Here is a 5,062-nt window from a genome sequence, read left to right as displayed (position 1 = left end):
AAGAAAATAGCCCGCCGAAATTGGCTCAAACCGGAATTGGGTTTTATATCAACCCGGGAAACACTTAATACGGTTAAGTGTCTCAACCAATGTTGAATTCCAATTCGGCGAGCTATTTTCTGGCGGGCTTAGCCCTTGTCGGGGCGGCTCCCCTTGAATGGGTTGTCGCCGTTATCTTTTTGGAGCAGCTTGGCAGCTGCTCCCCAGAGTTCCCAGGCCGCATCGGCCTGGACCTTGGCCGCCTTGGCCTCGGCCTCGGCCAAGGCCAAGGCCTCTTTGGCCTTGGCGACCTCGGCCTCGGCCTCGGCCAAGGCCGAATCGGCACTCCTGGCCCTGACCGCCAGGGCCTTGACCCTGGCGGTCAGGTCGTCGTCCGCCTTGCGGCGGACGACGACGCCGGCGAGGACGGCGAGGACGGCGAGGACGGCGACGGCGAGGACGATGATGCTCATGATTCCTCCTTCGAATCATGCTCAAGGTAAAAAGGGCAACCTTCCGCCCTTTTATTTGGTTTAACCTTGAGCGAAAAGCTAGTATTAATATAGCATAGAGTGGTGAAATTGTCAATACTTTTTCGCAATTTTCCTGAAAACTAGTACAATAAACTCATGAATCTAGCAACTAGCCTCGATCAAATCAAAGGTGTCGGCCCCAAAACCGCGGCCGAGCTGCGGCGGGCGGGGCTCGAAACGGTTGGCGATATTTTACTGTTTTTGCCGCGCAAGCACGAGGATTTCACTAACGTGACACCGATTACCGAGTTGCAACCCGGTAAGGTAACAATCCGCGCTCGCTGCCAGCAAATCAGCACTCGGCCAGTCCGCCGCGGACTGCGTCTGACTACGGCGGTGCTGGCCGACGACACCAGCAAGCTCAACGCTATTTGGTTCAATCAGCCGTACCGAGTGCAGCAGCTAGGCAGCAGCGATGAGTGGTTTTATTTCAGCGGCACGTTTGAGTATAACTACGGCCGCTACCAGCTGGCCAACCCGACGGCCGAGCTATCCAAGGAGCTGCCAGTACAAGTCGATCGTTTGCTGCCGGTGTACCACGCGGTGCGCGGGCTAAAATCGCAAACAGTACGCAAAGTTATCGAGCAATTGCGCCCGCTAATGAGTGTTTTGCCCGAAACTCTGCCGCCAAGCGTCGTCAAGAACGAGAAGTTGCTCGACCGCGCGGCGGCAATTTCGGCGATGCATTTTCCGCGCAACGAAAGGGAAGTTGAGCAGGCTCGTCAGCGCTTAGCCTTCGAAGAGCTATTCGAACTGGTTTTGGCTAGCCAGCTCAACAAAATTGACAACCAGAAGCTAGCTGGCTTCGCGATTCCGTTTGAAAAGTCTGTCGTGCAGGATTTTGTCAAGAAACTGCCATTTACGCTAACCAACGCTCAGCGCCGCGCCGCCTGGGACATCTTGCAAGATTTCGAAAATTCTAGGCCGATGAATCGCTTGTTGCAAGGCGATGTCGGCAGCGGCAAGACAGTGGTGGCCGGATTGGCAGCGCGGCAGGCGGCGAGCGCTGGTTATCAGACGGCGTTTATGGCGCCGACCGAGATTCTGGCGCGGCAGCACGCCCAGACGCTAGCTAAACTGCTCGAGCCGTTCGGCGTGACGGTCGGGTTGCTGATCGGCAGCGTCAAGGGTAAAGCCCGCCAAACGCTCTACCAGCAAATTGCAAGCGGCGCGGTTGATGTGGTTGTCGGCACACACGCACTTATCCAGAATAAAGTAGAGTTTCACCGCCTGGGCTTCGTGATTATCGATGAGCAGCACCGCTTCGGCGTAGAGCAACGGCAGAGGCTGCTGATGAAGGTTAAGAACGAGCGACTAGAAACAGGGGTGCTCGACACGCTTTCTGAACCTGTGACTATTACCGCTGGCTCGTCTCGAGAGACCGGGCGCGCAGCCCCAGGCTCGCGAGCGAGACACGGAGGTGAGGAAAGTGTATCGAGCGCCCCGCTAGACGCAAAAAAACCATCAATAACTGCTGTCATGCCGCACCTCTTAGCGATGACTGCTACGCCGATTCCGCGCAGTTTAGCGCTAACTGTTTACGGCGAACTAGACGTCAGCGTCCTCGACGAGTTGCCGCGCGGCCGCCGGCCGATTCTTACTAAGATTATTTCGCCGCCTTCGCGCGAGGCCGCTTATACTGCTATCGACCAGCAAATTGCCCAGGGCCGCCAAGTTTACGTAGTTTGCAGCTTAATTACCGATAGCGATTCTAGCGACCGCAAAAGCGTCGAAGCCGAATACAAGCGACTCAAAAATAGCATTTTTGGCCGCCGCCGCATCGCTATGCTGCACGGCAAGATGACCGCTAGCGAAAAAGATCAGATCATGCAAGCTTTCAAAGATCAACGATATGACATCTTGGTTAGTACTACCGTCATCGAGGTTGGTGTCGACGTGCCAAACGCTACGATTATGATGATTGAGGACGCCGACCAATTTGGCTTAGCACAGTTGCACCAGCTGCGCGGGCGGGTCGGCCGCGGCCAGCACCAAAGCTACTGCTACTTGATGATGAGCACGAATAACAAACCGTCGCAGCGTTTGCGGGAAATAGAAAAATCCAACGATGGCTTCCATTTAGCAGAGGTCGATATGAGCTTGCGCGGCCCGGGCGAGATTTACGGACGCATGCAGCACGGCGCACTAAACTTGCAGATTGCTACGTTAGCCGACACGCAGCTGATCGCCCGCGCTCAAAAGGCCGCTAAGCGCTTCATTGAATCAGGCGAACCGCTATCAAATTACCCAGCACTAGAAGCACGCGTCCGCCACAACCAGCGGGTGACAACGCTTAATTAGAATTATTTTCGAGTTTTTTAATTGTTTTTTCTAGATTGATTATACGCCTCGTGTGGTTTTCGGTTATATAGTCAACCGACCAAAACTTGTTGCTCTGAATAAAAAATATTACACCTATCAGAATCGTATTGATAATTGTCAATACGGCGATAATCGATATGACTATAGTTTGTTTGCTGGTTTTGCTGTTTCGCATACTTAACCTCCGAGGAATGCTGATGTTTTGTATCTGTAGGCTCTCTGTAACTTAAAACCAAGTATATAGCACAATGCTTATGTTTGGCAAGTTCTATCTGTCTTTTGCCTTTTGCCGAGCCGCTGCCAAACGGCGTGCTATAATACAATGCATGTACAGCGGTACTACTTTTCGTTCGCATTCGGGTAATTTCATAGGCGTGCATCAGAAAATCGACCGGATTGCTCGCCGCGATTTGCGCAAAATATCAAGGGTTGGCCGCGGTTTTCCTTCTGCCAAGGATATTTTGCATTTCGAAGGCAACAACGGCCCCGACGGCATCAAGCGCAAAAGTCCAGGCGTCGATGAGCCGTGGCATTTTATCGACCCCAGCGACCCCAGCGATACGGCGCTAGTCGAGATGATTATGGATCATTATGCCAATTTGGTGCAGGCGCTTAAAAAGCGTAATAATGTGCGGGCAGCCTTTGAGGCGGCTTGGATGGCGCATGCTATCACCGACGGTCTAACGCCAGCGCATCATTATCCGCTAGGCGAAAAGATCGAGGAGTTGTGGGGACGGCCTCAAAACGAGCGGGCGTCGATTGCCGAAAAAGGCATCATCAGAGGCTCGACCATGCGCGAGACTCTTAGCAAAAACTGGGAGTATTGGGGTGCCAAGGGTGTGTTTGCGACACATGTGTTATTTGAGCTAGGCGTAGCGACCAGCATCAAGACGACCAAGTTTCCTGATTCGGCGCCAAATTCAATCTGGCTAAAGCTGGCAGATGATAAGGATTTGCAGACGGTCTTTCTCGATGCGGTGCAGCAAGTTTACGCGCTGGGCATGTACGAGGAATTTTGGAAGCGCGGCTGGACGACTCATCTAGCGCAGCAAACGCGGCAAACGCTGATTCCGCTGATCGCTAATGTCATCACGTATTTTTGGTACCGTGCCTACCGCGAGGCGCACCAGTGAGTTCGATCCGAGTAATCGCCGGTCGTTTCGGCGGGCGGCTACTGGATGCACCTAGAGATAACAACACTCGCACCAAGCCGATGGGCGAGCGGATTCGCAATGCCATGTTCAATAGCATCGGCAACGAGATTAACGGCGCGCAGGTTTTAGACGCTTTTGCTGGTACTGGCGCGGTTGGTCTCGAAGCTCTCAGCCGCGGTGCTGCCCGCGTAACGTTCATCGAACGCGATAAAATTGCTCAAAAAATCTTAAGCAATAATGTGTCCTCGCTAGGCGTTCAAAATGAAGCAGAAATTATTAGCGCCCCTGTCAATTCGTGGATTGAGTCTGGCGGCGCAGGCAAGTATGACATAATCTTTGCCGATCCGCCATACAAAAATCCACAGTTTTCCACAGTCAGTAAACTTTTTGGGCTTCTCAAACCAGGCGGGCTTATGGTATTATCACATCCAGGAAGAGGTGAGGAACCAAATCTGGGAAACGAAATTGTTGTGGTGGACAATCGTAGTTATGGAAATGCTTATCTCACCTCTTTCCGCCGAGAGTTGTGAGTTTTCGTGGCTCTGGGAGTGTGAAGATGGCTCGCGCTTAGCGGGCTATTTTTGTGAGGTCTCGTGGAAAAGCGGAACTCTCCTAAAAATGAAGCAAAAGGTGGCAGCTGACAGTCTGAATATCACTTTTCTTAAAGCAAATCCCATATCCATATTATGGTATGATACAGTTGTTGTAGAAATGCTAGTTCAAGTATGGCGTTACTTTTATTATCAAATAGATATAATCGACATTATAATAATAGCAAACATGATACGTAAAGGCACCAGTACTTACATATCTGCACGCCTAGGGTTTACTAGGCTATTTTGGCGTGTGCGTTACTGGTTTGGCTGGCTTAACTTTAGGCGACTACGTATTAGCTTTCAGCTCAGAGATAAACTGAGAAATACAACTACAGAAGTCTTATACTGGAAGGCTTTATCTAGGGGTGTTATTTTGCCAATCATGTTAGCTGTATTTTTCGGCTTTGCCCTGTATGTCTTCGAGCAAAACCTACCATTTTTTATTAATATAAACTGGGTCGGTGATAGTATTATTGGT

General features: G+C 51.5%; 5 protein-coding genes. 4 read left to right on the top strand and 1 reads right to left on the bottom strand.

The window, feature by feature from the left end:
• Positions 1 to 128: 128 nt before the first annotated feature.
• Entirely contained in the window at positions 129 to 452 is a 324-nt protein-coding gene (locus G1ANC_RS04085; protein WP_164998014.1) for a hypothetical protein, read from the bottom strand.
• Between the two features lie 156 nt (positions 453 to 608).
• Here G1ANC_RS04085 and recG point away from each other — a divergent pair, with 156 nt between their 5' ends.
• The 4 genes from recG to G1ANC_RS04150 all read left to right on the top strand — a co-directional run.
• Positions 609 to 2,813 (top strand): ATP-dependent DNA helicase RecG, encoded by a 2,205-nt coding sequence (gene recG, locus G1ANC_RS03660; protein ID WP_129693649.1) that lies wholly within the window; start codon positions 609 to 611, stop codon positions 2,811 to 2,813.
• Between the two features lie 347 nt (positions 2,814 to 3,160).
• Entirely contained in the window at positions 3,161 to 3,967 is an 807-nt protein-coding gene (locus G1ANC_RS03655; protein WP_129693648.1) for a hypothetical protein, read from the top strand.
• Complete coding sequence (gene rsmD / locus G1ANC_RS03650) at positions 3,964 to 4,518, top strand: 16S rRNA (guanine(966)-N(2))-methyltransferase RsmD (protein WP_164998013.1); 555 nt, start codon at positions 3,964 to 3,966, stop codon at positions 4,516 to 4,518. The genes G1ANC_RS03655 and rsmD overlap by 4 nt, the downstream gene beginning before the upstream one ends.
• A gap of 88 nt (positions 4,519 to 4,606) precedes the next feature.
• The coding region (locus G1ANC_RS04150) for a hypothetical protein (RefSeq protein WP_206660732.1) at positions 4,607 to 5,062 on the top strand (456 nt) is incomplete at its 3' end.

The organism is Candidatus Nanosynsacchari sp. TM7_ANC_38.39_G1_1 (assembly GCF_004138385.1).
The sequence above is the reverse complement of the archived record's forward strand: the minus strand, read 5'-3'. Positions and strand labels throughout refer to the sequence as shown.

Coding starts and splice junctions, on each gene's coding strand:
- G1ANC_RS04085 (WP_164998014.1), bottom strand. CDS start 452: ATGAGCATCATCGTCCTCGCCGTCGCCGTCCTCGCCGTCCTCGCCGTC.
- recG (WP_129693649.1), top strand. CDS start 609: ATGAATCTAGCAACTAGCCTCGATCAAATCAAAGGTGTCGGCCCCAAA.
- G1ANC_RS03655 (WP_129693648.1), top strand. CDS start 3,161: ATGTACAGCGGTACTACTTTTCGTTCGCATTCGGGTAATTTCATAGGC.